The sequence below is a fragment of the Shewanella sp. NKUCC06_TVS genome (assembly GCF_019345515.1).
GTDB lineage: Bacteria > Pseudomonadota > Gammaproteobacteria > Enterobacterales > Shewanellaceae > Shewanella > Shewanella oncorhynchi.
Genome location: NZ_JAHKQX010000011.1, coordinates 150,819 through 177,811 on the forward strand (window position 1 = coordinate 150,819; position 26,993 = coordinate 177,811).

The 26,993-nt window shown below is 43.8% G+C and carries 25 protein-coding genes; 16 read left to right on the forward strand and 9 right to left on the reverse strand.

Annotated elements, in window-relative coordinates:
- The first annotated feature begins 14 nt into the window (after nucleotides 1–14).
- The 3 genes from moaA (at nucleotide 15) to mutM (ending at nucleotide 2,395) form a co-directional block, all read left to right on the forward strand.
- Nucleotides 15–998, forward strand: a complete 984-nt coding sequence (moaA, locus tag KO531_RS13805; RefSeq protein ID WP_131524425.1) for a GTP 3',8-cyclase MoaA — start codon at nucleotides 15–17, stop codon at nucleotides 996–998.
- A gap of 90 nt (nucleotides 999–1,088) precedes the next feature.
- Complete coding sequence (locus KO531_RS13810) at nucleotides 1,089–1,544, forward strand: hypothetical protein (RefSeq protein ID WP_219251454.1); 456 nt, start codon at nucleotides 1,089–1,091, stop codon at nucleotides 1,542–1,544.
- Between the two features lie 35 nt (nucleotides 1,545–1,579).
- A complete protein-coding gene (gene mutM / locus KO531_RS13815; RefSeq protein WP_071940241.1) occupies nucleotides 1,580–2,395 on the forward strand; it encodes a bifunctional DNA-formamidopyrimidine glycosylase/DNA-(apurinic or apyrimidinic site) lyase in 816 nt (271 codons plus the stop codon).
- Nucleotides 2,396–2,467: 72 nt separating this feature from the next.
- Here the strand turns inward: mutM and KO531_RS13820 are convergent, their stop codons facing one another.
- Complete coding sequence (locus KO531_RS13820) at nucleotides 2,468–3,943, reverse strand: capsule assembly Wzi family protein (RefSeq protein ID WP_168826126.1); 1,476 nt, start codon at nucleotides 3,941–3,943, stop codon at nucleotides 2,468–2,470.
- A gap of 90 nt (nucleotides 3,944–4,033) precedes the next feature.
- Nucleotides 4,034–4,525: a pantetheine-phosphate adenylyltransferase gene (coaD, locus tag KO531_RS13825; RefSeq protein ID WP_105250747.1), complete on the reverse strand. Its 492-nt coding sequence runs from the start codon at nucleotides 4,523–4,525 to the stop codon at nucleotides 4,034–4,036.
- A gap of 297 nt (nucleotides 4,526–4,822) precedes the next feature.
- Here coaD and wecB point away from each other — a divergent pair, with 297 nt between their 5' ends.
- Both wecB and KO531_RS13835 read left to right on the forward strand, forming a co-directional pair.
- Entirely contained in the window at nucleotides 4,823–5,944 is a 1,122-nt protein-coding gene (gene wecB / locus KO531_RS13830; RefSeq protein WP_346345249.1) for a UDP-N-acetylglucosamine 2-epimerase (non-hydrolyzing), read from the forward strand.
- Nucleotides 5,944–7,056, forward strand: a complete 1,113-nt coding sequence (locus KO531_RS13835) for a glycosyltransferase family 4 protein (RefSeq protein WP_219251455.1) — start codon at nucleotides 5,944–5,946, stop codon at nucleotides 7,054–7,056. Before wecB ends, KO531_RS13835 begins: the two co-directional genes overlap by 1 nt.
- A gap of 84 nt (nucleotides 7,057–7,140) precedes the next feature.
- Here KO531_RS13835 and KO531_RS13840 read toward each other — a convergent pair whose 3' ends face one another.
- From KO531_RS13840 to KO531_RS13855, 4 genes are read right to left on the reverse strand one after another with little or no spacing between them, the layout of a single operon-like run.
- On the reverse strand, nucleotides 7,141–7,890 hold the full coding sequence (locus KO531_RS13840; RefSeq protein ID WP_168826120.1) for a glycosyltransferase: 750 nt from the start codon (nucleotides 7,888–7,890) through the stop codon (nucleotides 7,141–7,143).
- An 18-nt stretch (nucleotides 7,891–7,908) separates the two neighbouring features.
- On the reverse strand, nucleotides 7,909–8,901 hold the full coding sequence (locus tag KO531_RS13845) for a hypothetical protein (RefSeq protein WP_219251456.1): 993 nt from the start codon (nucleotides 8,899–8,901) through the stop codon (nucleotides 7,909–7,911).
- 58 nt (nucleotides 8,902–8,959) lie between these two features.
- The gene (locus tag KO531_RS13850) at nucleotides 8,960–10,027 is read right to left on the reverse strand and encodes a hypothetical protein (protein ID WP_219251457.1); all 1,068 of its coding nucleotides are present in this window, start codon (nucleotides 10,025–10,027) and stop codon (nucleotides 8,960–8,962) included.
- A gap of 24 nt (nucleotides 10,028–10,051) precedes the next feature.
- Nucleotides 10,052–11,101 (reverse strand): glycosyltransferase family 9 protein, encoded by a 1,050-nt coding sequence (locus KO531_RS13855; protein ID WP_219251458.1) that lies wholly within the window; start codon nucleotides 11,099–11,101, stop codon nucleotides 10,052–10,054.
- Nucleotides 11,102–11,199: 98 nt separating this feature from the next.
- Between KO531_RS13855 and KO531_RS13860 the strand changes: the two genes are divergently transcribed.
- Nucleotides 11,200–11,955, forward strand: a complete 756-nt coding sequence (locus tag KO531_RS13860) for a 3-deoxy-D-manno-octulosonic acid kinase (protein WP_219251459.1) — start codon at nucleotides 11,200–11,202, stop codon at nucleotides 11,953–11,955.
- A 26-nt stretch (nucleotides 11,956–11,981) separates the two neighbouring features.
- Here the strand turns inward: KO531_RS13860 and waaA are convergent, their stop codons facing one another.
- A complete protein-coding gene (waaA, locus tag KO531_RS13865; protein ID WP_219251460.1) occupies nucleotides 11,982–13,247 on the reverse strand; it encodes a lipid IV(A) 3-deoxy-D-manno-octulosonic acid transferase in 1,266 nt (421 codons plus the stop codon).
- 147 nt (nucleotides 13,248–13,394) lie between these two features.
- Between waaA and KO531_RS13870 the strand changes: the two genes are divergently transcribed.
- The 5 genes from KO531_RS13870 (at nucleotide 13,395) to glpG (ending at nucleotide 17,808) form a co-directional block, all read left to right on the forward strand.
- Entirely contained in the window at nucleotides 13,395–14,042 is a 648-nt protein-coding gene (locus tag KO531_RS13870) for a TetR/AcrR family transcriptional regulator (RefSeq protein ID WP_219235129.1), read from the forward strand.
- 286 nt (nucleotides 14,043–14,328) lie between these two features.
- Nucleotides 14,329–15,522 carry a glycine C-acetyltransferase gene (locus KO531_RS13875; RefSeq protein WP_168826108.1) on the forward strand — a complete coding sequence of 398 codons (1,194 nt, stop codon included), beginning with the start codon at nucleotides 14,329–14,331 and terminating at the stop codon, nucleotides 15,520–15,522.
- Nucleotides 15,523–15,533: 11 nt separating this feature from the next.
- Complete coding sequence (gene tdh, locus KO531_RS13880) at nucleotides 15,534–16,559, forward strand: L-threonine 3-dehydrogenase (RefSeq protein ID WP_012090660.1); 1,026 nt, start codon at nucleotides 15,534–15,536, stop codon at nucleotides 16,557–16,559.
- A gap of 101 nt (nucleotides 16,560–16,660) precedes the next feature.
- Complete coding sequence (glpE, locus tag KO531_RS13885; RefSeq protein ID WP_006084745.1) at nucleotides 16,661–16,966, forward strand: thiosulfate sulfurtransferase GlpE; 306 nt, start codon at nucleotides 16,661–16,663, stop codon at nucleotides 16,964–16,966.
- A complete protein-coding gene (glpG, locus tag KO531_RS13890; protein ID WP_219251461.1) occupies nucleotides 16,963–17,808 on the forward strand; it encodes a rhomboid family intramembrane serine protease GlpG in 846 nt (281 codons plus the stop codon). Before glpE ends, glpG begins: the two co-directional genes overlap by 4 nt.
- Before the next feature lie 88 nt (nucleotides 17,809–17,896).
- On the opposite strand, the gene elbB is transcribed toward glpG, so the two are convergent.
- Complete coding sequence (gene elbB, locus KO531_RS13895; RefSeq protein ID WP_219251462.1) at nucleotides 17,897–18,559, reverse strand: isoprenoid biosynthesis glyoxalase ElbB; 663 nt, start codon at nucleotides 18,557–18,559, stop codon at nucleotides 17,897–17,899.
- Between the two features lie 387 nt (nucleotides 18,560–18,946).
- Between elbB and polA the strand changes: the two genes are divergently transcribed.
- Nucleotides 18,947–21,712: a DNA polymerase I gene (gene polA / locus KO531_RS13900; RefSeq protein ID WP_219251463.1), complete on the forward strand. Its 2,766-nt coding sequence runs from the start codon at nucleotides 18,947–18,949 to the stop codon at nucleotides 21,710–21,712.
- A gap of 1,020 nt (nucleotides 21,713–22,732) precedes the next feature.
- On the opposite strand, the gene yihA is transcribed toward polA, so the two are convergent.
- Complete coding sequence (gene yihA, locus KO531_RS13905) at nucleotides 22,733–23,392, reverse strand: ribosome biogenesis GTP-binding protein YihA/YsxC (RefSeq protein WP_006079362.1); 660 nt, start codon at nucleotides 23,390–23,392, stop codon at nucleotides 22,733–22,735.
- 167 nt (nucleotides 23,393–23,559) lie between these two features.
- Between yihA and KO531_RS13910 the strand changes: the two genes are divergently transcribed.
- The 4 genes from KO531_RS13910 (at nucleotide 23,560) to KO531_RS13925 (ending at nucleotide 26,830) form a co-directional block, all read left to right on the forward strand.
- On the forward strand, nucleotides 23,560–24,183 hold the full coding sequence (locus KO531_RS13910) for a c-type cytochrome (RefSeq protein ID WP_219251464.1): 624 nt from the start codon (nucleotides 23,560–23,562) through the stop codon (nucleotides 24,181–24,183).
- 816 nt (nucleotides 24,184–24,999) lie between these two features.
- Nucleotides 25,000–25,638 carry a class I SAM-dependent methyltransferase gene (locus KO531_RS13915; RefSeq protein ID WP_173248454.1) on the forward strand — a complete coding sequence of 213 codons (639 nt, stop codon included), beginning with the start codon at nucleotides 25,000–25,002 and terminating at the stop codon, nucleotides 25,636–25,638.
- Nucleotides 25,639–25,728: 90 nt separating this feature from the next.
- Complete coding sequence (yihI, locus tag KO531_RS13920; RefSeq protein ID WP_219251465.1) at nucleotides 25,729–26,289, forward strand: Der GTPase-activating protein YihI; 561 nt, start codon at nucleotides 25,729–25,731, stop codon at nucleotides 26,287–26,289.
- A 73-nt stretch (nucleotides 26,290–26,362) separates the two neighbouring features.
- Nucleotides 26,363–26,830: a DUF2489 domain-containing protein gene (locus KO531_RS13925; RefSeq protein WP_212599427.1), complete on the forward strand. Its 468-nt coding sequence runs from the start codon at nucleotides 26,363–26,365 to the stop codon at nucleotides 26,828–26,830.
- Nucleotides 26,831–26,993 lie beyond the last annotated feature (163 nt).

Consider the following 26,993-nt stretch of genomic DNA (forward strand, 5'->3'; position numbering starts at 1 on the left):
TCCAGTGAGTTTTTATGAGTCTAATTGTGGATTCCTTTGGCCGTAAGGTCGAATATTTACGGCTCTCGGTCACCGACCGCTGCGACTTTCGCTGTGTTTATTGCATGACGGAAGATCCCTGTTTTCTGCCAAAGGACCACGTACTCCACCTCGAAGAATTAGCTTGGATTGCCCAAGCCTTTACCGAGCTTGGTGTGACTAAAATTCGCCTGACCGGCGGTGAGCCCTTAGTTCGCACCGATTGCGATCAGCTAGTGGGTCTGCTTGGCAAACTGCCTGGGCTGACGGATTTATCCATGACCACCAATGGTTCAAGGCTGACAAAATTCGCTAAACCCATGTTTGATGCAGGATTAAAGCGCCTCAATATCAGCCTAGATACCTTAAACCCCACACTGTTTACTCAGCTAACGCGTAACGGCAAATTAGACAGAGTCATCGATGGTATTGATGCGGCTATTGCGGCGGGATTTGAACGTATTAAGATTAATGCGGTGATTTTAAAACAGCAGAACGATAATGAAGTTATTGATTTAGTTGATTTCTGCCGTGGCCGTAACTTAGACATCGCCTTTATCGAAGAAATGCCACTTGGCGAAATGGATGAGCGGAAACGCGCCCGTCATTGCAGCAGCGATGAAGTAAAAGCCATCATCAATAGTCACTATCCGCTACAGCTTTCCAACAAACGTACCGGCGGCCCAGCACGTTATTACACTATGGCCGACAGCCCAATCCATATCGGCTTTATCTCGCCCCACAGCCACAACTTCTGCCACGAATGTAATCGCGTGCGCGTCACAGTCGAAGGCCAATTACTGCTGTGTTTAGGCAATGAACATGCCGTTGATCTCAAAAGCATAGTCCGGGAATTTCCGGCTGATATTGAAAGATTAAAAGTCGCTATTCTCGCGGGAATTAATCTCAAGCCTAAGCAGCACGACTTTGGCAATAATCAGGTACAAATCCTACGCTTTATGAACGCCACTGGCGGTTAAGCATCACCACTCCATCGCTTAAGGGCTAGCATCTCAATTTGGCCGTGATAAACTCGAAGCATCACCCCATACTTAGCGCTACACATTTCTATGGCATTAACTCGTAAGCAATGGAATAACATCATCATAGTCGCCTGCGCCTTTATGGTCGCCGTGCTGACTTTTATGGATAACAAAACCAATAATGTTCCGAGTGATGCTCAGCTGCTATTTGACGATAATGCGCCGCTTTCACAGCTGCAACTCGATGGGTTATGGCTGCACAAGCAAGCATCACAATGGGAGTGCGACACTAAAGTCCTCAACTGTGATGAATGGGCAAAGGCGTGGCAAACCATACGGGTATCCCCCTTAACCGCCGCGCCAGAAACCACAGATAATCCGCAAGAATTAGTTATACAGATTGCAGATATCCGCGATGCTCAACTGTGGATCTATTTTCCCAATGAAGGCGCCTTAAAGTCTCCCGCAGGCAATTGGTATTTAGTGCCTCCGAGTTTACGAGCTAAACTGCAACCGATCCTCGATGCGAAACCCGCAGCTTAATGCCGCCCCATTTTACTTAAGATAAGAAAGAATCCATGCCGGAATTACCAGAAGTTGAAGTCACCCGTCAGGGTATTGCCCCTTTCCTTGTCGAGCAAACCGTAGTTGATCTTGTGATCCGCAATGGCTCGTTGCGCTGGCCAGTGCCTGACATAGCCAAACAGATTATCGGCCAAGTCATACGCCAAGTGCGACGCCGTGCTAAGTATCTATTAATCGACACCGACGCGGGCACCAGCATAGTGCATTTAGGCATGTCGGGCAGTTTACGGATTTTGCCCCACGACACGCCAGTGGAAAAGCATGACCATATCGACTTAGTGCTCGCCAACGGCCGTATTTTACGTTTTAACGATCCGAGACGATTCGGTGCTTGGCTATGGTGTGAACTCCCAGAAGAAGCGCATCCATTACTCGCCAAATTAGGGCCAGAACCACTGACCCATGCCTTTAATGTCGCACAATTAGCGGCAGCTTTAGCGGGCAAGAAAAAAGCGATCAAGCTCTGCCTGATGGATAATCATATCGTGGTGGGAGTGGGCAACATTTACGCCAATGAAGCCCTGTTTGCGGCGGGCATTCACCCAGAGGCCGAAGCAGGTAAAATCGATATCGAGCGTTTGACCGTTTTAGTTGCAGAAGTGAAGCAAATCTTAGCCCACGCCATTAAACAGGGTGGCACCACGCTGAAAGACTTCACCAATGCCGATGGCAAGCCGGGCTACTTCGCCCAAAAACTGCATGTCTACGGTCGCGGCGGTGAAACCTGCACAAGCTGCGGTAACTTGCTGAGTGAAATCCGTTTAGGCCAACGCACCACAGTATTTTGTGGCATTTGCCAAACACGCTAATATTACGTTATTTATAAGCCAAAATGCCAAGCAAGTGCTTGGCATTTTTCGTTATTTAATCAATTACAGCTGTCAAAAACGATACTCAAAACTGCTAAATAGCGTGGCATTGGTATCATTTTCTTGAACTTCAAACTCCGATCTCGATACTGTTCCACCTAAGCTCCACATGCCTTTCCACACTGGCATACGGTAAGAAAGCTCCAGCATCAATAAATCTTCTTTTGGCGGTTGTGGTGCCCAAGTGTTCGCTACATTGGAGCCATCTTTATTCAGCTTCGCATAACGCAGCAACGAGGTAAAACCACGGCTGTTATTAAACTGGCCAACTAATCCAACCACAAACACTTGTGCATCACTATCATAGGTAGAACCCAAAGCACGACCATAGTAGCGAGCACCACTCAGATAGACAGGATCCTCATAGAAACAATTGGCACTATCACCATCGCATTTTACATAGGTGTCCGAATATTCCATAAACAACTTAAACTGCTTACCCGATGTGCCAAAATGGGTATCAATACCCCAAAGTGAGCCGCAGTCACTACCATTTTCACAACTATGTTCGAGATATAATCCAACGGGGATATCCTGCAAAGTATCGGCATAACGCATATCGATACTTTGAGTTCTATGGCCTGCATCGCGGCGCTCATTCGGCGCACATTCATTTGTACCATCGATACAAACAGCATTACTCGCAACCGAATCCCACCAAGAGTCAAAGTTACAATCTTGGCCCTCACCACAAAATAAAGTCGACCAAGACAATCCCACTTCTAACTGTTTAATCGGTCTTGCACTTAAGCGCATATCCCACTCCGCCGTCTTAGGCACAGCACGATCCACTTCAGTTAAGCTAAATCCGGTTTTAAAGGTCCAAGGGCCAATCCAAGATAACCAAGGTGTTTCAAAAGCCGCAGCATTGTTACGGCTCAAGGTTAACGATGACATAGGGCGGGCGTTATTAGAACGATGTAGAGCCGAGTCAAACCCCGGTCCCCACCACTGCTCAACCGCGCCTAAGGTTGCGATCCAATTGCCAAAAATGATGGCAAAATAAGACTCATCAAGGCGGAAATTTTTATTATCTTGCGGATCATAAGTTTCTGCCACTGTCGCCTTATAAGCAACACGCGATCCTAAATACTCATAGGAGCCCAGCACTTCACCTTTCTCGCGATAGTCAGAACCATAATGTTGAAAGCGAGCAGGATCAGATGCTGCCGATACTTTTACCCGTGCATTACCACGATTATCGACAGCATTTTGATAATAAAAATTAACCCGTGCAAAGGCTTGTACTAAAGAGGGAGAAAGCAGCTCAGGCTCAATTTTCGCTAAATCACCACCAATACCTGACCACATCAATGGATAAGTATTCACTGGCACAGTGATCACACCCGCATCAGCAAGTGCTTGAATGTCAGCTCTAAGATATATATCAGAGGCATCGACCCAAGGTGCAGCAGCAAGCATTGAAGAAAAAAATAGGCCAGAGGCAATGCTAGTAGCAAGGATCGTGGGGGAAAAAAAAGCCTTCATAACATCCTTTTAAGTATCATCACAAGGCAACAATGCCTCAAAGTTAACACAAAACTCCTACGTAAAAACTATCTAGTTCGCAGGTAAAATCTAAGGTTTAACCAACTTAAGCTTTGCCGCCAATGCAGCCGTTACTTCAGGGTGAACAAACTGGCTCACATCGCCACCATGCAAAGCGACTTCCTTTACTAAGGTTGAAGAGATAAATGAGTTTTCCTCGGCAGGCGTTAAAAACACGCTTTCCAGATCAGGGCTCAATCTGCGATTCATATTTGCTAATTGGAATTCATATTCAAAGTCGGATACCGCGCGTAACCCACGCACAAGTACACTGGCCTTTTGCTCCTTGGCAAAATCCACTAGCAACCCCGAAAACCCCACCACCTCGACATTATCCAAATGAGCAGTCACCCGATTGACCAATTCAACTCGCTCTTCAAGGGTGAATCTAGGCTGCTTGGAAGGATTAGCCGCAATGCCAATCACCACATGTTTAAACAGTTTAGCCGCACGCTCAATCAAGTCGGCATGGCCATTGGTGATAGGATCAAAAGTTCCTGGATAAATAGCTCTTGTATGCATGAATTCAACAAAAAAGGTGTTTGAAATACTATGTATCGCAGTTTATCACCCGCTTATGTCGCAGCGCAAAAGTATCTTCGATGTGCCGTCTTGCGCACAAAAAATAGACGTCAGTGAACCTAGCTTCTCTAATGTGTCATAGCCAAAGAGCCACCTAAAAGGTAGAATGACTATTCGAAAATTGTTATTCAGCTGCAGTTAATTGGCCAACATACTAATCTTAAAAGGTTCAATTTTGCCCAATAACACACCGAAAACAGCAACTACTTTCCATCCGTAACTTGGGTAGGTTTTATTGTGAAAATTCTTCTTGTATTTGGCACCCGACCTGAAGCGATCAAAATGTGTCCTCTGGCGAAAATGCTCGCTACTGATACACAACTAGATGTAAAAATTTGTGTAACAGCTCAACATCGCCATATGCTTGACCAAGTATTAAGTATTTTCGAATTAAAACCAGACTATGATTTGGATTTAATGAAGCCAAATCAAACTTTGGAATGGTTAACAGGAGCGATCGTTGAAGGCGTAGGCAAAGTCATTAAAGAATTTCAGCCTCAGATCGTCTTGGTTCATGGCGACACAACCACCTCCTTTTCTGCTGCATTAGCCGCATTTTATCAAAAAGTGGATGTCGGTCATATTGAAGCTGGATTACGGACAGGCGATATTCATTCTCCTTGGCCAGAAGAAGCTAATCGTAAGTTAACCGCAGTGTTGTCAAAATTGCATTTTGCCCCAACGCAGACTGCGGCACAAAATCTAAAAAATGAAGGATATTTGCCTGAACATATTTACGTCACTGGTAATACTGTTATTGATGCGCTTTTTGAAACCTTGGCCTTTACCCGAAAAGATAATTACAGTCACCCTTCAGAACTTAGTCCCTTGTTTGATCAGTTACAGGGCAAAAAAGTGATTTTAATTACAGGGCATCGTAGAGAAAACTTTGGCGTCGGATTTGAAAATATCTGCACGGCATTAAAAACCATCGCACTATCAAATCCTAACGTGCAACTGATCTATCCTGTGCATCTAAATCCTCAGGTTCAGAAGCCTGTATATGAATACTTAGGTGAACTAGATAATTTCCATCTTATAGAACCGTTGGATTATCAATCCTTTGTTTCACTAATGGATCGAGCAGATATTATTCTTACTGATTCTGGTGGAATTCAAGAAGAAGCGCCTTCTTTAAAAAAACCAGTGCTAGTTCTACGAGATAAGACTGAAAGACCAGAAGCCGTTACAGCAGGAACGGTTAGATTAGTCGGTACTGACATAGATAAAATCGTATCTGAAATTACACTACTAATAGACAACCCCTCGGCCTTTGGTGAAACAGTTAACCCTTATGGCGATGGACAAGCGTGCCAACGAATACACAAGATTATAAAACTTCATTATCAGGTCGACTAATGTCTAATATTTATATAATTTATCGTGCAATGTTTAATTTAGATGGCACATTAACAACTATTGGCGGCATAGAAAACTACATCCTTAACCTGACGGAAGTATTATCTCTACAGGGATGGAAGTGTCATTTAGTGCAGCCAGCCAAAGAGCCATTTATGTTCGAAACTTTACATGTCAATGTTCATGGAGTTAGTACAGGGTTTTTTCGTGGCAACCTAAAGAAATTTGCACTCGCTAAATGGGTACAAATAAATGCAGATAAGAAAAAAGATATTATCATTTACGCAACAGACTCATACGCTGTAAACCTGAGTGGATACAAACAAATAGCTATTCAACACGGAATATCTTGGGATAAACCGAGAAAAACTAACAATTCATTTGTTCAGTTTACATCCTCACTATTAAACCACTGTAAGTACTTATCTTACATAAAAAATAACTCTACCTTGGTATGCGTAGACCACAACTTCATAAATTGGTATCGCACGTGGTTTAATGTTGGGAATAAAAAAGTAAAAATAATATACAATTTTTATAATGAAAAAATCAGTAACTCTGACTTTGAAAAAAAATGGAATAATAATAGTGAAATTAAAATAATTATCGCCAGGCGCTTTGTTGACTACCGAGGGATAGAGCTAATTGCACCAATCATAAAAAGATTATTACCTCAACACAATATTCAAGTCAGCTTTGCAGGTGATGGTCCCTTAAAACCATATTTAGAATCATTATTTGCCAATGACTCTAACGTAGATATAATGCAATATGGTCCAGATGACTGTTTTAAAGTACATAAAGAACATCATATCGCTATTATTCCTACTTTAGGATCAGAAGGTACATCACTCTCAATGATAGAAGCTATGGCCGCAGGTTGTATGGTACTGAGTTCCAACATTGGCGGACTATCAAATCTAATTATTGATGGATACAATGGCTCATTAGTAATGCCAACTTCGCAAGATATGGAACAAGCACTTTCAAGCGCTCTCAATAATGTTGATTTATGTAAAAATCTTGCTAAAAATGGTTTAAACTCTATTACACTTCCATGTGCTAAAGATACTTGGAGTAAAGGCTGGATTGACGTAATCAATAATCAATAATCACAACTTACATAAGTTTTAAAAATGTGATTAGGAAGTAGAATAGAGCTACATGGTTGACTTTAATCATGTAGTGGCTATATATTATACTTTCAATATTTTATGTATTTTTGACTTAAAACGTCTAAACGCAACGTTGAAATCTTTTCGCCATTTAGCTATATCAGCTTTATAACGAATTCCCCGATGGTAACCTATGTGTCTCACACTTCCCTCGGGAAAAATTGCAGCTTTAAAGCCTAGTTCATAATACTTATTACCCACTCCACCTTCACTTGTATATTGTGCAATCGGCGCAATCAACTGATAATCCGCTAAACGCCTTAAGCCTGGATTTAACGTAAAGCCATGCCAATAGACGCCATGAAGCAAATCATTTTGATGCATAACCCGATACGTCAATGAAGCATCATTTTTACAAAAGTACAACTCAGGAAGCACTGTATGGCTATTAGTATCATTAGTTTCACGCAACCAGACTGTTACTATTTTATCATCTGAAAGTAAAACCTCGAACGATTTTTCGATAAAGCCTTCGCGATAGAACTCCCAATCATCCTCACAATGAAATATATAGTCAGAAGTTACCAAAGAATAGGCTCTATCGATACTTTTCATTTGCCCTAACTGCGGTTCATTGTGAACCATAACAAATTCAATTCCCTTGAACTTTGCCAGCGTGTTCTCAAGTTTTTCGCGATTATGGCTATCTTCTATCACAATATATTGTGATATAGGATAGGTATTATATTTTAAAAAGCTTTCAATTGTTTTTTCGAGTAAGTCAAAACGATTACAACTCGTGACAACCAGTGAAACAGTGTTATTACTCATAACAAGACCCATTATAAATTAAAATTTCTTTAAACGCCTCGTAACACATTCATCTAAATCAATACCATTTAAATCCTGAAAAAGCTGATTTAAGCGCGCAATTCTTAATGGTGGATTTCTTTTAAATAAAGCGTAAATGATGACATTGAAAACTTTCTGTGTTCGCAACCAATACTCAATAGAGTTATGATACTTACATAGATTATTTATAGAATCTTCACTAATAAAATCTTCGAAGCCAACAACATCAGAATTTGAAACAAATTGCTTTACAATCTCATTACGCTTCTGGGGTTCCAAATTTAAAAAACCATAACCACTTTTTAAATATTTAAGATGAAAATACATAACCCCCATATATTTCTTTTCATATTTACTATCCAAGAACTTAAATGCTTCAACATTTTTTTCTTGAGAAAAATAAATTTTAGAAGAAACAGGGAAGTACATATGATCCCCTGTACCAACGAGAGGTTCTCTTTTATAAACTCCTAACTTGTTGTTCACATCAAATGCTAGATTAACACCTGAGAATGTATATACTTTCTTAACGTTAGAAGCAATATCGTTACGAATCCTGCTAATTACTGGTTTAAGATTACGATCAATTGCAATATGATCATCATCTAACTTTGTTGCTATATTATAGCTGGTTTTTGAAAGGGTATAATTGTAAAAGTTTGCCAAACTATGAACATCATAGGTTGTACAGCTATTATGTGCATCTGAGAATATAGGATGAACTTTAGGTAAATATTCAAAAACTTTTATTTTTTCAGGATATTTTTCTTTCAAATCATTTAATATTTCAGCAGTATTATCAGTGCAATCATTATAACAGGCAATAATTTCATCATAGTAAGGAATATGGGTCTCAATACTAGATCTCAGAAATTCGGCACCATTCTTTATTCGCAGAATAGCACTTATTCCAGGTTTTCTCGGCTCATCAAGTTTGGCGAGATCTACTTTAAACTCATCATAATTCAATACTTTTCCATCAAATCCCATAATATGTGCGTCCCTAATTCTATAAATGCAAAAAGCTAAAACGTGACTCTTCTAGCAACTATTTAACCCATAGCCTTAGTTGTTTTATCGCAATATCCAATCCATTCAAATGTTTGCTTCGTGCCAATTTAGTACAAAGATGCATCATTTGTTCTTGAGATAACAGTTTTGCAAGGTTATTTTTCATTGGCTCCAATGCTGTATCGCAACTCAAAACCAACTCTTGAGCCACACAAGCTGTAATCCTTGGCGGCTGATCCTTCGATACAGGAACCGCTAATGTCGGTTTGTGCAGCGCTATCGCTTGTAATAAAGTATCCCCACCGCTCAATACGGCAGCCTTAGCCGCGGCCAACATATTAATAAATTGCTGATTATTCAATTGGGGAATAACAACTACCCCCTCAAGCTCAGGCAGAAGATTTGGATAATTCGGGCCGAAAACCATGACACTTAAAATACCAGATGCTTTATAACTTTCACTGGCAGCCTTAGCAAAAATATCAGCGGCTAGTTCACCATTCACCCTGTGACCACCAGAACCCGCATTGAATAATACAAACTCATTTTGCGTTAGCTGATATTGCGCTAATAATGCAGATTGGGTAATTATATCTGGCTGGGTAAAGACAGGACCAATATTCAAAGGCTCAGGTCTATTAATTAGCTTCAGCTTAAGGCGATCTAACCAACTAATAGGGCCAATCACAAATTCTGGTTGCACAACCCAATGACAATCCGTCACTAAAGCGCGGCCAATTTTCATTCCACGACTACGCTTACGCTTATGCTGACTGAGAAAGATTACCTTTGCACCGAGTTTATGGGCATGGACTAACTGCGATTTACGACCGGATGCGTCAAACAATACTATATCAGGCAGGAAATCAGACATGATTTGGTTAACCGCCTTGACTTGTTTAGTTGGCGTATCTTCGAGTAGCTCAGCAGGATAAGGGCACTGAGTCGCATAGGGAGCTTGTTGACTCAAAATAAACTTGATCTCGGCATTCGGCCAAGTTCTCTTCACCTCATCGGCAATGATCATTGAGCGCATATACTCACCTATGCCCTCAGCCGATGAGACTGGGATAAACAAAAACTTAGGGGCTTTTTGAGGAGCCATAATTAACCTTTAATCCAAATAAATTTATTCTGAAGCTTTAGTGTCATGCTCCACCAGATCAAACTTCTCAATCACAGCTTCAACACTGATCAAAGCCATCAAATGCTCACCTTTAGCGCGAGTTCCCCACTTAATTTGTCCACTATGTTGCGATCTCATGGCCTTATCATAGGCACTCACCACATATTGCTGCGATAGGTAAGGACCTGTGCGCCCAGGATTGGAATGGGCATATAAACCAATGACTGGGGTACCTTGGGTAACCGCCATATGCGCAGGGCCCGTATCTGGTGCTAACACTAAGCTTGCGCGTTTTAGCAGGGCCAATAATTGAGTCAGACTGGTTTTGCCCACTAAATTATCGATTTTAGAGGGACACGCCTGCAAAATTTGCTCTGCTAAATCCTTCTCAAGTTGAGTTGGGCCACCGCACAGCATGACTCTAAATCCTTTCGCAATCGCATGGCTCGCAACGGCGGCATAACGCTCTGGTAACCAGTTACGTTCAGCCTTACTGGCTGCGGCGCAAATGATAAAGACTTTTTCATTGTCTTTAATCTGCATCTGGGCAAATTCAGTATCCGCAATTGGCACAGGAATATGCCATTGAGGAGTGAGATCGTTAACGCCAATCGCCTTAGCGAATCCCATAAATCCTTCGAGCACATGGGGCTTGGCCAAGGGCTCCACCCTGTGATTTGTCACTAGCCACTGACCTTCTTTAGCGCGGGCACGATCAAAACCTATGCGCACCTTTGCCGAAATGGCTAATGAAGCCAAGGTTGCACGTAGCGCAACCTGCATATGCAGCAGCACGTCAAAACGTCGGCCTTTTAACGCCTTACGCAAATTAAAATAGCTGCGCCATCCTTGAGATTTATCGAAAATAACAAACTCAATACCAGGTAAATGCTTCAACAATTGATATTCGAGTTTACCGATCACCCATGTGATTTTGAGCTCGGGGTATTGCCGCTGAATCGCCTGCACCATAGCCACGGCATGACAGACGTCACCGATAGCGGATAAGCGCAGCAAACAAAGGGAATTCATGGTATTGGGATTTAAACTCATTGGGATTGAAGCTAAAAGCTCTTAAGGTTATTTGGCGCAAGCTAAGGATCTTAATGTAGAATGGCCCTAGGTGCCACGCTTAAGTCAACAAATCTCCGATGAATGCTCAGATACAGCTCATAAAAACCGCCCAAGGTAACATTGCAGTTTGCCAAAATACGCCAACAGATATCGATCCCGCGTGGTTCACGGTGGATTTTTGGCGGACTAAAAATGCTGTCGTCGGTTCATCCAAAGGCCGCTACACCACTTGGTTTGTGGCATTTGAGCACAGTCATTGGGTATTGCGTCATTATTGGCGTGGCGGCTTAATGGAGAAATTCAGCAAAGATGCTTACGTTTATACTGGCCTCGAAAATACCCGCGCCATGGGAGAGTTACGCTTATTAGACATTTTGTATCGCGAAGATTTTGCTGTACCTAAACCGATTGCCGCCAACATAGTGCGCGATGGATTATTTTACCGCGCCGATATCATTATCGAACGGGTCGAAGGTGCCGAAGATTTAGTCGCTAAACTCGGCAAAGGGGTCATGAGCACAGAGCAATGGCAGGCATTAGGGGCTTGCATCGCCCAATTCCATCAGCGTGGTGTGTACCACGCCGACCTCAATGCCAAGAATATTCTGTTCCAGCCCGCACAAACTGAACTCTTAACGCCAGAGCGGTTTTATCTTATCGATTTCGACCGTGGTGAGTTAAAAACACCGAGCCCGCAATGGCAGCAATCGAATCTAGACAGACTGTTACGTTCCTTTAATAAAGAACAAGCCAAGCTACCAAACCTTGCCTTCACCGCTGATAACTGGTCATCACTGATGCAGGGCTACCAAACGGCGATACAAAGCGCCTGATCCACTTAACAAATTATCCCGTTGAATTAAGCGGTTATTAAAGATTGCGCGAGAAGAAATTGTCGTTGCAAGGCACCACGATTAGCCTCAACCACAGCCAATCCCGCGTTCACCGCCTGCAGGCGTAACTCAGGTTTAGCAAAATACTCAATCAAGTTAGCGGCAAGTTCATCCGCCGAAGCGACAACCCTTAACCCACCAGCATCCGCCAACATCTGCGTAATCTGGGCAAAGTCCCAATGGTTCGGCCCCACCATAACAGGTACGCCCATAGCAACAGGCTCCAAGGGATTATGGCCACCATTATTGATCAGCGTGCCACCGACAAAGGCTTGGTCCGCGGCGCCATAAAAGGTCAGAAGTTCACCCATGGTATCGCCTACCAGCACTTGAGTCGTGGCCGCCACAGGAAGATTACCGCTGCGGCGAACAGATTCAAAACCTTGGCTGGCAACAAACTCAGCAACGGCAGAAAACTGCTCAGGATGACGCGGCGCAATAATCAGCAAGGCATCGGGCCACTGAGCCAATAATTGCCTATGGGCGATGAGCATGGCGTCAAATTCTCCAGGATGCACACTGCCTGCGACCCAAATCGGCGAGGTTTCACGCCCCCAAGCCTGACGCAACAGCTTGGCATTGGCTAAACGCTCAGGCGTAATACTGAGATCAAACTTCAAGCTACCGCATACTGTCACTCTGTCCTGCGATACACCTAACTCGATAAAACGCTGCGCTTCCACTCGAGTCTGCACCGCAATAATATCGAGTCGTTGCAACATAGGTCGACTGAGTTTAGGGCGCTTAGCATATTGCGCCGCCGACTTGGCCGACAGACGGGCATTCGCTAACATCAAGCGCACACCGCGTTTGGCAGCAACAGCAACTAAGTTAGGCCACAGCTCAGTTTCCATAATCACACACCACTTAGGCGAGACTTGGCACAAGAAACGCCTCACGCACCAAGGTAAGTCAAAGGGCAAATAACAATGCTGCACTGAGTCACCAAAGGCTTTGCGCACTTCTGCAGACCCTGTTGGGCTGGTTGTGGTAACCGTAATGCTTAGCTCAGGGTGTGATTGCATAATCAAACGGATCAATGGGATTGCCGCGAGCGTTTCGCCCATAGACACAGAATGGACCAGTAAATCCGTCGATTTAAGTCGGGTTAATCCAAAACGCTCCCCCCAACGACCGCGGTAATCAGGGCTTTTAATAGCACGAAATGCTAAATAGACGACTAGCAAAGGGGATAATAAATATAAGATCGTGGAATAGAGAAAACGATTCATTAAAAACGTGCTTATGAGTTTTGCCTGATGAATAGCGGCAATGTTAGCATATGCACCAAATTAGGGATAATTTACCAGCAGTTCGGCGGTCGTTGGTTAGCTTTCTTTGATCAATTATGTGGCGTTCACTAGCAATTTGGATAACTTATGAAAACCCGCGACAAAATAATCTATGCCAGTCTTGAACTGTTCAACGAGCATGGCGAAAGAAACATCACCACCAATCACATTGCTGCTCACTTAAATATGAGTCCCGGGAATCTTTATTACCATTTTCGCAATAAAGAAGACATTATCCGCTGTATTTTCAGTCTATATGAGAATCATCTCGAATCGGGTTTCCAACCCTATGAAGATAAGCAAGTGGATGTAGAACTGTTAATCGGCTACTTCGATGCTATGTTCTATACCTTGTGGCAATTCCGCTTTATGTACGCCAATCTTGCGGATATTCTCGCCCGCGATGGAGAACTAAAAAAACGCTATTTGCACGCACAGCAGCAAGTCTTAACGCGTTCAAGCCATGTGCTGCATAAACTCACACAAGATGGATTTCTGTGTGTCGATGCTGACAAAATCACGCCACTGGCGGATACCATTAAGATGATCGTCAGCTTTTGGATTGGTTATCAACTCACACAATCCAGCACGTCAACCATTACTAAAGCGACACTTTATGAAGGCGTTTTAAGGGTGCTGATGATTTTCAAAGCCTATGCAACCCCGACTTCCGTTGCGACTTTTACTCGCCTAGAGCAACATTACCACGCGCTAGCGAGTCAAGAATCTCTATAACGTCATCCCAAACACCTATGTTGGGAACTCGCATTCGGAACTAAACTCAAAGCAATTATAGTACTGAGTGCGAACCCGTTTTCGCTCTACAACGCTTAAAAGAATACTCAGTCAAACAGTGGCAAACTTATGTTGCACATTAGTTTTTATAATGTAAAAACCACTTTAGCCCTAAACTAGTTTATCTTGCGAACCTGCATGAAAAAAAGGCTGTAGGCCGATTAGGTTTAGAGTTAGAATGCCGCCACTCCCAAAATCAGAATAAAGTTAACTAAGGAGATATCAGGTGGCCTCTACCTCATTCTACGCACAGATTAATCAACAGCTTGCAGACATCAAAGCCGAAGGCTTATATAAAAGCGAGCGTGTTATTGCCTCACCGCAACAAACTGCCATTCAAGTTAATCACCAAGAAGTTGTTAACTTTTGCGCGAATAATTACCTAGGCCTAGCGAATCACCCAGAGCTAATCAAAGCCGCCCAACAGGGCTTAGACAGCCACGGCTTTGGTATGGCATCAGTACGTTTTATTTGCGGTACCCAAGACATACATAAAAAGCTAGAAGCTAGCCTGAGCGAATTCCTCGGCACTGAAGACACCATTCTGTACTCTTCATGTTTTGATGCGAACGCAGGTCTATTCGAAACCTTGTTAGATGCAGAAGACGCCATCATTTCTGATGCGTTAAACCATGCTTCTATCATCGACGGTGTACGTTTATGTAAAGCAAAGCGTTTCCGTTATGCCAACAACGATATGGCCGATTTAGAAACTCAGTTGATCGCCGCGAAAGAAGCGGGCGCCCGTAATATCTTGATCGCCACCGATGGCGTATTCTCGATGGACGGCGTGATTGCTAACCTGCAAGGCGTATGTGATTTAGCCGATAAATACAGCGCACTGGTGATGGTCGATGACTCTCACGCGGTAGGCTTTATTGGCGCAAACGGCCGTGGAACCCACGAATATTGCAATGTGATGGACAGAGTGGACATCATCACCGGCACCTTAGGCAAAGCCTTAGGCGGCGCATCGGGCGGTTTCACTTCGGGTAAAAAAGAAGTCATCGACTGGTTACGCCAGCGTTCACGTCCTTACCTGTTCTCTAACTCATTAGCGCCGTCAATCGTGACTGCATCTATCCATGTGTTAGAAATGCTCAAATCAGGCCAAGCCCTGCGCGAAGCCGTATGGGAAAACAGCCGTTATTTCCGTGAGCAAATGTCAGCAGCAGGCTTTACTTTGGGCGGCGCCGACCACGCGATTATCCCAGTGATGATTGGTGATGCGAAACTGGCGGGCGACTTTGCTAACCGCTTATTAGCAGAACATATTTATGTTATTGGCTTCTCGTTCCCAGTCGTTCCTAAGGGACAAGCCCGTATCCGTACGCAAATGTCAGCGGCACATACCCGTGAGCAACTCGACAAAGCGATCACCGCCTTTACCCGTATTGCCAAAGAAATGGGCATTATTTAGGACTTAAGACAATGAAAGCACTAAGCAAGTTAAAAGCCGAAAAAGGTATTTGGTTAGTCGATGCGCCTAAGCCAGTGATGGGCCACAACGATCTGCTGATCAAAATTAAAAAAACTGCGATTTGTGGCACCGACATGCACATCTACAACTGGGACGAATGGTCACAAAAAACCATTCCAGTCCCCATGGTTGTTGGTCATGAATATGTCGGCGAAGTGGTTGATATCGGCCAAGAAGTTCGTGGTTTTAAGATTGGAGACCGCGTGTCTGGCGAAGGTCATATTACCTGTGGCCACTGCCGTAACTGCCGCGCAGGCCGCACCCATTTATGCCGTAACACCTCTGGCGTGGGTGTCAATCGTGAAGGTTCATTTGCAGAATACTTAGTTATCCCCGCCTTTAACGCCTTTAAAATCCCTGATGATATCAGCGATGATTTAGCCTCAATCTTTGACCCGTTTGGTAACGCTGTGCACACAGCATTATCCTTCGATTTAGTCGGTGAAGACGTGTTGATCACAGGCGCAGGTCCCATCGGCATCATGGCGGCAGCAGTATGTCGTCACGTAGGTGCGCGCCATGTGGTGATCACCGACGTCAACGAATACCGCTTAGAACTGGCCCGTAAAATGGGCGCCACGCGCGCTGTGAACGTGTCAAAAGAAAACCTAAAAGACGTGATGAAAGAACTGGGCATGACCGAAGGTTTCGACGTTGGATTAGAAATGTCTGGCGTACCCTCAGCCTTCCACGCCATGTTAGATACCATGAACCACGGCGGCAAAGTCGCTATGCTCGGTATACCAAGTGGTGAAATGGCCATCGACTGGAGCAAAGTGATCTTCAAAGGTTTGGTCATCAAAGGCATCTACGGCCGTGAAATGTTCGAAACTTGGTACAAGATGGCCAGTCTTATCCAATCAGGCTTAGATATTTCACCTATCATCACTCACCACTTCAAGATTGATGATTTCCAACAAGGTTTCGACGCTATGGGCTCGGGCCAATCGGGTAAAGTGATCCTCAGCTGGGATTAATCCTGCAGAGCATTACCTAGATAGGGGCTGTACACTCGCAGCCCCTTGTTGCACACTTATCCCATCTTGATTTCCATCTCTTAGCTTTGTCAGGTTTTATTATGTCTTCCTTTAAACACTTAAGCGTTAATCAATTGCTGCAAATGACCGAAGCACAGCCAGTGCAAATCGTCGATATCCGCGATGGCAATAGCTTCACCAACGGCCATATTGCAGGTGCAACTAACCTGAATAACGAAAACCTAGCGCAATTTATTAGCCAAGCCGATATGGATAGCCCACTGGTGGTGGTTTGTTACCACGGCATGAGCAGCCAAAATGCGGCGCAATATTTATGCGAACAAGGTTTTGATGACGTTTACAGCCTAGACGGCGGCTATAGCGCCTGGCATGAGGCGAATGCATGATAGAAATTGGCCGACTCCCCAACAGTAGAGCCGCGCAGGCATTTGTCGATTACCTCAAAGGGGAAGACATTGACTGCCAAATTGAGCCGCTGGAGCAAGGCGTCGCCATTCTCGTCATCCATGACAAAGATGTGGAGCAAGCACGCAAAGAGTTTGCCCATTTTATTGCTCACCCATACGACAATAAATATCTGCAAGCCTCGTGGGAACACGGCGATACCCAAACCAAACTCGATTATGGTGCCCCTTCGCTGCAGTTGTTCACCCAATTTATTACTGGCGCAGGCCCAGTCACGCTGATCGTATTTGCGGTTTGCGTAATCATTTTTGCGGCGATGAACTTAGGATTCGCCAACCAAACCTACGAAGCACTGTCCTATTTTGGGGCCGTACCTCATTCAGAGTTCAGCCAGTTCTGGCGTATTTTTACACCGAGCCTACTGCATTTTTCAGCCATGCACGTCATCTTTAATTTGCTCTGGTGGTGGTATTTAGGTGGCAAAATCGAAACCAGTATCGGTACTGCACCATTACTCATCCTGCTGTTTGTCGCAGGAACTCTGCCAAACGTTATCCAATATTATGTCGGTGGACCTAACTTTGGCGGGCTGTCCGGCGTTGTGTATGCAGTGGTGGGTTACACTTGGATCATGGGTATACGTAAACCCGTAGCTGGAATAGATTTCCCACCATCATATATGGGCTTTATGATGATATGGTTGGCATTGGGATTCACAGATATTCTCGGGGTTTCGGTTGCTAACGGCGCCCACATTGGCGGCTTACTCATAGGTTTAGCCCAAGGTTTATTTGATAGCCGCAAATCCTCGAGCTCAATCTAATAGCTCAATCTAATATAGTGAACCAAGATAAATCCTAAAATTTATCTTGGTTCAATGACTCGCTTCACTCCTCTACAAACCGCTCAAACTAACTCTGATCAGTCATTTCTAGTAGCTTAACGACTAGCTTCTCGATGCCTGAATGCGCTTCAGCAATATTACCAGCCAACATATAAGCGGGAGTGCTGACAATGCGATTCGCTTCATCCACGACTATCTCATGTACTGTAGCAACTTGATGCTCACCGCCCATCAAATTAAACGCTGCAACAGTATCGCTATCATTACCGATAGTGCCTTTTACACCCTGGGGATATAAACGCGGGATCATCATAGGAGCAATACAGATAAAACCAACGGGCTTTTTCGCCAGAATGAACTCATTGATAAAATCAGTCACCAGCGGTTCCACTTCACACTCACTGCCATTCGTCGCAAAGTTACACAGATTTTTCGCCGCACCAAAGCCACCGGGAATGATCAAGGCATCAAATTCGGCGATATCTAATTCTGTGGTCGCTTTGACTTCGCCACGGGCGATACGCGCCGACTCCACCAGCACGTTACGACTTGCAGCAGCATTGACCTCGCCAGTGAGATGATCTACCACATGCATCTGTTTGATATCAGGTGCAAAACATTGGTAGTGAGCCCCCGCTTTAGATAAGCATAAAAGCGTTAAAACCGATTCATGGATCTCTGTTCCATCGAAAACACCGCATCCACTCAGTAACACTGCGACTTTTTTCATTAAAAATATCCTTCTTATGTCATTAAGTTTTAACAAACTACAAACAAACTAGTTGATCTGATTAAAAATCGTGCTAACTTAATTCGTCGAATCTGACGGGTGCCGAAAATTAAGCCAATCCTTAGATGTATTTTACGGAGTCAATAAAAAATCCACAAATTGGGAAGATTTTTTAAGAAACAGTATTGAACTCACAAAAATCTTTTATAAATATAAAAAACAACAACTTAAAAATATCGCACTAAGCCGTAATCATCGCCATTATTCTCAGTTGACTTTTTCACTCACAGACTTATCCACAGGCTGGGAGTCATTTTGCCATGGCTGAAATAGCGCTTATGTGGCATGCTTAGCGCCATCTAAGTCATCGATAAACGAAAAATACTTATGCCAACCGTCGCTAAAAACCCACTTGTGCTTGTGGATGGATCTTCTTATTTATATCGCGCTTATTATGCGCCTCCTCACCTGACAAACTCAAAGGGCGAAGCAACCGGTGCCGTTTATGGCGTAGTGAATATGTTACGCAGCTTGCTGACTCGCTATCAGCCGAGCCATATCGCAGTCGTGTTCGATGCCAAGGGCAAAACCTTCCGCAATGACATGTACAGCGAGTACAAAGCACAGCGCCCACCTATGCCTGATGACCTACGTTCGCAAATCGAACCTTTACACCGCATTATTCGTGCACTGGGTTTACCACTGATTTCGATTTCCGGCGTCGAAGCCGATGACGTGATCGGCACTATTGCTCGCCAAGCCAGTTTAGAAAACCGTGCAGTGCTTATCAGCACTGGCGATAAAGACATGGCGCAGTTAGTCGATGAGAACGTCACGCTCATCAACACCATGACAGACACCATAATGGGCCCAGAAGAAGTCGCGATTAAATTTGGTGTTGGTCCAGACCGTATCATTGATTTGCTCGCGCTGATGGGCGACAAGGCCGATAACATTCCCGGCTTACCCGGCGTAGGTGAGAAAACAGCGCTCGCTATGCTCACAGGAGCCGGCAGCGTGAGTAATTTATTAGCGGAACCCGAAAAAGTCGCCGAGCTCGGCTTTAGGGGTTCTAAAACCATGGCGGCGAAGATTATTGAAAATGCCGACATGCTCAAGCTTTCTTACGAACTCGCCACCATCAAAACCGATGTCGAACTTGAGCAAGACTGGCACGAACTCACCATCAAGCCTGCGGACAAAGATGAACTGATCAAATGCTACGGCGAGATGGAGTTTAAGCGTTGGTTAGCCGAAGTCTTAGATAATAAAATCACTGCAAATACCCCAATTGATGCGGCATCCGAGACACAAGAAGACTCAACTCCAGTCGAAGCGATTGCAACACAGTACGACTGCATTCTCACGGAAGCCGAATTAGACGCTTGGATTGCTAAGCTTAAAGAAGCCGACTTGATTGCGGTAGATACAGAGACCACCAGCTTAGATTACATGGTGGCGGAATTAGTCGGGATTTCCTTCGCCGTTGAGACAGGAAAAGCCGCTTATCTTCCTTTGACCCACGATTACGTTGGTGCACCGACTCAAATCGATAAAACGGTCGCGTTAGAAAAACTGCGTCCACTGCTTGAGGATCCAAAGATCAAGAAAGTCGGTCAAAATCTTAAGTACGACATCAGTATCTTAGCCAATGCAGGGATCAAACTACAGGGCGTCGCTTTCGACACTATGCTCGAATCCTATGTTTTCAACTCAGTGGCTTCGCGCCATGATATGGATGGTTTAGCACTCAAGTATTTAGGCCATAAAAATATCAGTTTTGAAGAAATTGCTGGCAAAGGTGCAAAACAGCTGACCTTCAACCAAATCCCGCTAGAGACGGCTGCACCTTATGCAGCAGAAGATGCTGACATCACACTGCGTTTACACCAACATTTATGGCCAAGACTCGAGAAAGAAGCCGAACTTGCCGCCATGTTTACCGAAGTCGAATTACCGCTAATCCAAGTGTTGTCGGACATTGAACGTCAAGGGGTATTAATCGACAGTATGTTACTCGGCCAACAGAGCGATGAACTGGCGCGTAAAATCGATACCTTAGAAGAAAAAGCCTACGACATTGCCGGTGAAAAATTCAATCTTGGTTCACCTAAGCAACTGCAAGTATTGTTTTATGAAAAGCTAGGTTATCCGATCACCAAAAAGACCCCAAAGGGCGCGCCATCGACCGCGGAAGAAGTATTAGTCGAATTAGCCTTAGATTTCCCACTGCCAAAGGTGATCCTCGAGCATCGAAGTCTATCTAAGTTAAAGAGCACTTACACCGATAAGCTGCCACTGATGGTCAACGCCAAAACAGGTCGCGTACACACTAGCTATCATCAAGCTAATGCGGCAACAGGTCGCTTATCGTCAAGCGAACCTAACCTGCAAAATATTCCGATTCGCACCGAAGAAGGTCGCCGTATTCGCCAAGCCTTTATCGCCCCAGCAGGCCGTAAAATTTTGGCCGCCGACTACTCGCAAATCGAACTACGGATCATGGCCCATTTATCCCAAGATGCAGGCTTACTCAAAGCCTTCGCCGAGGGCAAAGACATTCATCGAGCCACTGCTGCAGAAGTATTTGGTACCGACTTTGATGAAGTAACCACAGAACAACGCCGCCGTGCCAAAGCGGTTAACTTCGGCTTAATTTATGGCATGTCAGCCTTTGGTTTGGCGCGTCAGCTCGATATCCCACGCCATGAAGCACAAACCTATATCGATACCTACTTTGCCCGTTATCCTGGCGTATTACGTTATATGGAAGAAACGCGGGCGGGTGCTGCTGACTTAGGTTATGTGTCAACTCTGTTTGGTCGTCGCCTCTACTTGCCCGAAATTCGTGATCGTAATGCGATGCGCCGCCAAGGTGCTGAACGTGCTGCGATTAACGCGCCAATGCAAGGTACGGCTGCCGACATCATCAAAAAGGCCATGCTCAATATTGCCCAGTGGATCAAAACAGAAACCCAAGGCGAAATCACTATGATCATGCAGGTTCACGATGAATTAGTGTTTGAAGTCGATGCAGATAAAGCAGAGGCACTTAAAAAGACAATCTGCACCTTGATGGCGCAAGCAGCTAATCTCGATGTTGAACTGCTTGCCGAAGCGGGCATTGGTGATAACTGGGATGAAGCTCACTAATCCAGCGATACACCTTTAAAGACTATCAATATGATTTAACTGCAAATAAAGCTAATCTGACTTCAATATTTTGAGCTCAGATTAGCTCTCTCCCGTCTTAATCGCCTCTAAGCACATCAATACAGAGTCCTTTTCATCACTCAGCATAAATAACCCTTTCACAATACAAATTAGCTCGTTAAGTTAGACAAACTTCATCGGCAGAAATGATTCACTCACAGCCAAACAATCTTTACCTGATACATTTGGCAGTAGAGTTCATCGATACACTGCCACAGCAGATGGATATTAAAGGGTGTGATTTACTCGAATTGAAACTGCATTCAAGTCAGCCATATATGCTCAAGAATGCCATAACGGTTGTTCTCTCACGCGTACACCAAAATCTTAGGTCAGGATTAGAGTAAAAAATCAAATCTCAAGTATTGATCACTTTTGTATATAAATTTCGAGTTTCATCTATAAATCAGCCAATTAATCATTTTCAATGAAATTTTAGGATCAATTTGAGATGCTTTTTCACTCACAACCTGAGATCAAGTGCACATAATTACCTCTTTTTTGAAAAAACTGTTTTCCATTTAAAGATAAATAGAGTAATATTCTCTGCGTAGGGTACAGAGGTTAAGATGTTCTATCTTTCAGACCTTTATTTCACTTATAGTGATGAGCCAAATTCTGGCGCCTCAGCAACTTGTTTGCTGAGGCTTTTTTTTGCTCTTTTTTCAGACTTTAAGTAAATTTTAGAGTATTTACTTTAATAAGGAATGAATTGGCTGTATGCTAGTTTCATTGAGAACCATTGAAGCTAATTTGATGGTGCTTGAGTCTTGTTGAATTTAGCTTCTCCCCAAAAGAGCTAATATTTTTGGCCGATGATGATATCATCGGCTATTTTTTTGCCTGGAATTAACGAAGAACCGATGGGAATGAGACTGAACAAAAGAGAAAAAATTGCAGTAAAAACAAAGAGGAGGTATACACAGTCAAATTCTACCATGTACACCAAAACAGGCGATATTATTCAGCGTTATTCGCTGCATCTAACTCATCAGTCAACCACTGTGGATGACACCATTCATTAAGAATTGCCAACACTTTAGGCTTACCGGTTCCTTTAAGTGATGAGAAGGGTTCAACTTGCACCCAGTCGCCAAACTCACTTAGTGCGAGACGCACTTCATTTACGGTTTTCATCTTAGCGCTTTGAGCTAATTTGTCTGACTTCGTTAGCAAAGCTAATACCGGAATTTCACTAGCAACTGCCCATTCAATCATCTGCATATCGAGATCTTTTAGTGGATGACGAATATCCATCAAGACAACCACGCCACTTAAACAAGCGCGTTTTTGCAAATATTCACCTAATGCTTGCTGCCATTTATTTTTCAACGCAAGTGGGACTTGTGCAAAACCATAACCAGGCAAGTCAACTAAACGACGCTGAGCATCTAACTCAAATACGTTAATTAGTTGAGTACGGCCCGGTGTTTTACTGGTTCTTGCTAAACTTTTTTGCTCAGTTAATGCATTGAGTGCACTAGACTTTCCAGCATTAGAGCGGCCAGCAAATGCAATCTCAACTCCAACATCGCCGGGCAGATATTGATCCAAATGTGCAATGTCAGGTGCACTGATTAAAAACTTTGCCCTACGAAAATCTATACGAGATTCAGTCACTATTTACTCCGAAATTTTTCTACGCAATACCATAATTTATGAAGAATTACTTACTTTCCCACGTTTTCGTGTAAAATATTACTCCGATCACATTAATCATATTTTACCACGCTTGCGGGTCACCCTAGTAAGCTCAGGATAATAATTTAACCAGAAGTTGGAACGCCATGAAAAAGCTAGCTCTTGCGCTGTCTGTTGTAATTGCCGCCATATCTTCACCTGCGATTGCTGAAGGTAATGCTGAAGCGGGAAAAACGAAAATCATTGTCTGTTCGGCCTGTCACGGTATGGACGGTAACAGTATGATCGATATGTACCCCAAAATTGCGGGCCAACACGCCACTTATCTCCAAAAGCAACTACATGATTTCCGTAGCGCAGCACAAACTGGCGGTAAAGATGGTCGTATGGATCCTATCATGAGTGGCATGGCAATGCCTCTAAGCGATCAGGATATTCTCGACATTAGCGCATATTTTTCTAGCCAAGCAATCCAAGTGGCTGAAGCAAAAGATGCTCCTGAGTTAGGTGCTAAACTTTACAAGGGTGGTGATGTTTCTCGTGGCATTACCGCTTGTATGGCATGTCATGGCCCAGATGGTAAAGGCGCTGAGCTTGCAGGTTTTCCAACGTTGGCAGGCCAACACGCAAACTACATCAAGATCCAGCTGACAAAATTCCGTGAAGCTGGCCGCCATAATGACTTGAATGGCATGATGCAAGATGTGGCTAAAAAACTAAATGATAGCGATATCGACGCGCTATCAAAGTATCTTTCTAGCCTGAAGTAATCTTCGCGAGTGAAAAGAAGGGTGTATTGTCACCCTTTTTTTACACCACAAAGTTGACGTGGACGTAAACTGCAAAGATTCGTGCTTGACATAGATCACAGATTTCGGTTTAATAAGCCCCGTACCGAGATAAACCCATCTGTTTGTACAAAAAGATTAATAATAACTTACAGGTTTCGGTATAATTAACGTTCAAGATATAAGAATAAAGATACTCAATAACAATAATATACTTAAGACCACTCTCTAATAATAACAAGAGTCGTGATTTCCACTTGAAATCCAGGTCAGCACAATTTTGTAAGGGATGGCCGATAACGCCAATTTGCTTCTAGCAAAACACCTTACACTCAGGGTAACTTGCCCCATCAGGACATAGTTTACATGATGTAAACTGTAGCAAAGGAAGCGATAAGCTTAGGATGCACTGGCTGGATGCTTGTTATCACAGGAAGGTACTTAAGTAACATGGATGGTTAACTCGACGTCAATGATGACGATGCTTTAAAAGATGTGTCGCGAGACCATCTACGGAAACTGTAGTCAGGATGGCGACAGAAAAAAATAAAGTGTCTGGAAGACCATTAACAAAAATAATGCAGGGAAAGCAGTAAAAAAAAGAAGGATACCGACCGGGAAAGTCGCATAGCAAGTATGGATACTTGGAATCAGGATAAGGTGCTAAAGCACCCTTTGTAAGGCGGCAGTTTAACTGCCGCCTTTTTTCTTTTGTAACACCCCATTAGTGTCTAAAATGTGCACTCAACCAATATAATTGGTACAATCAAAGCCTTAATAACCACTTCAGCAGACTCAATGCCCAGATGCCCTCTTTGTCATAACAGTCAGACACGACTCCTTCATCAAGATAAAAAGCGGAGTTTTTATGTTTGCAAGACATGTGAGTTAACCTTTGCGGATGCGAATAGCCATTTACCCCCCGCGGCAGAGAAGCAAAGATACGGTCGTTCCCGCATAGCGTCGAAGCAAAAACAGTTATCGCAATTTATTTTGCCGCTGTTAGCGCAATTAGAGCAGCAACAAGCGGGCAGTTTATTAGGATTGAATTTTGGTCGCATACTCGATGATGGGAGCCTGACGACCATAGAAAATGCGGGCCACAAGTTAAATCAATATGATCCCTTTTTTGCCCCTAATCATGACGTGTTAAAGCTAGAGTATGATTTTATCTGCTGTTATCGGGTGTTTGAGCATTTTCAAAACCCTATAAAAGAGTGGACTTTGCTCTCTCGGCTACTGCATTCTGGTGGTTGGTTAGCGATAAGCACACCATTACTGACTGAATTAGATGGTTTTGCTAAGTGGCATTATAAGAACAACCTCACCCATGTGAGCTTTTATCAGCGACAAACCTTCGAGTACCTCGCAAACAATAGCGATTTTGAACTATTATTTGCCGCAAAGGACCTCGTTTTGATGCAAAAAACATCATAATCTGGTATAACACTCGGCCTAATTTCGCACCTTGTAGACAAGCTCACCCTTAGTCTGCAAGGCCATACGTTGTAAATAATTGAGAAGACCATGTCTCGTAGCAAGAAAACACGCAAGGGCGGCGAGAACAGCCCTAAGTTACAGCCAAGAGTGAAGAAGCAAGATCGCGCTGTAGCGACTGGCAAACGTAAAGATTCTGGCAATAAATCAGGTAGTCGTCATAACGAAAGCTTAATTTTAGCGCAAGCGCCACAACAGCAGGCCGCTAAGAAAAAAGACCCGCGTCATGGCAGTAAAAAGCCTGTGGCTTTAGCGATTCCTGTGGCAGTGGTAACAGATAAAGCCGCTCAGCCAAAAGTTAAACAAGCTAAGCTGACTGACGAGCAAAAACTGCTGAAATTGGAAGAAGATCCAAGACTAAATCAGCTGTTAGATATGCTTGAAGAAGGCCGCGACCTCAACGAGGTTGACCAAAAGTGGTTAGATCAACAGCTAAATAAAATTGAAGCTCTGATGATTAAACTGGGCATTAGCGACGATATGGATGATGACACACCTTCATCACCTGCTAAGTCTTTGTCTGACGATGAGTTGTTCGACAAGTTCGAATCAGGCGCTGACTTACTAAAAGATTATCAAGACAAGTTCTAACCTCTCAGTGCTAAGGCATAGGGAACTCAGTTTTTAGCTGTGGCTCCTTATGCCATTCATATAAGGAGTCTCTGTGTCTACGACTATCATTATTCTCGGTTTTATCATCATAGTAGCGCTAAGTAGCTACGCCACCTTCTTAATCCTAAAACTCAAGCAGCAAAAAAAGCGTCAGCAGGCTGAACAAGCCGAGCGTGAAGTGACTGCGAACGCAAAACGTGCCCAAGTTTTAGATGATATCCGCTATATCGCCACCGCCATGATTGAAGACCGCTGTGAGATCTCTGAAGGCGTGGTCAGGATTGGGCGATTATTTGAAATCCTGTCATTAAGTGAGCGTGTGGCTCCCGATTACCCTTCATTATTCAAACACTTTGAGTTAATTAAAAATCATCCCATCATGGATGCTCGTCAAGCCTTGCCTAAGCAAGAAAGAATGAAGTTAGACTTGATCAGAATGAAGTCCGAAGCCGCATTAGAGCAAGGCATCAGTGATGATGCGAAAAAACTGGCGGATTACCAAGCCAAAGCGATGCATTAAACCAGCCCATTGCTATACCTCAAGACCACTTATATTGTGGTTTTGAGGTTATCTCGATAAAACCTGCACCAATCTTACCCTCCTTACTCCCGTGAGCCTGCGCACAAAATCGCCAAATATCGACAGACAAGCGTACTTTTTTGATAGATATTGCGTAACTTCT